This window comes from Brevibacillus sp. SKDU10 (assembly GCF_001645205.1).
Classification (GTDB): domain Bacteria; phylum Bacillota; class Bacilli; order Brevibacillales; family Brevibacillaceae; genus Brevibacillus_B; species Brevibacillus_B halotolerans.
Genome location: NZ_LSSO01000108.1, coordinates 1 through 699 on the forward strand (window position 1 = coordinate 1; position 699 = coordinate 699).

Annotated in this window: 1 pseudogene; it reads right to left on the minus strand. The window is 40.6% G+C overall.

The features are described 5' to 3' along the window. Positions 1 to 699, minus strand: a pseudogene (locus AYJ08_RS06115) (S-layer homology domain-containing protein); the annotation flags it as partial.

Genomic DNA, 699 nt, shown 5'->3' on the forward strand with positions numbered 1-699 from the left:
ATTGCCTTCTTCATTTCCAGCCGGTATTTTGTCCGATTGGATATACTCTGCACCTGTAATTTGGAACTTGCTGTCATCCTTGATGGTGTAGCCAAAATCACTGTTTGTATCGTATACGCTAGAAGCCTCTTTATTTGACTGCACAGGATTAAATCCATCCATCGCCACCGTGTAGCGTTTACCAATCTCAAATGGGAATTTTGCTGCTGTTGGTGGCTTTGGTGCTGCTGGATCATCAGGTGGATTTCCTTCAAGTAACTGATTACCTTTGAAGGTATAGCGGTAATGATGATACTCAGCCCCGTCTGGCTGCTTGGTTAACTCTGCATCCTTGAATGTGATATTTGCCATTGCAGTACCAGATAGGCTGCCTTCAAAGAAGCGAACCTTCATGATTTCTACTGTACTTGCAGCTGGAGTAAAGCTACTGTCCACAGGTATCATCAAATCACCTTTGAAGGTAAAGTCAGCAGGCTGTGGTGTACCTTTAGACAAGAGCATTGGAAAATCTTTTAAATCATACTCAGTTGGTGAGCCATTTACGGATACCTTTGTATCAAAAAAAGTAGCCGTGCCATCAAAGTAAATAACTTCTCGTTTGGATTCAATAACCTGATCTTTATTGGTCAATTTGAATGTAAGGACATTCTTTCCTTTTTTCAAATTCAACTGACTGATAATAAAGTAGTTATCTGCTGA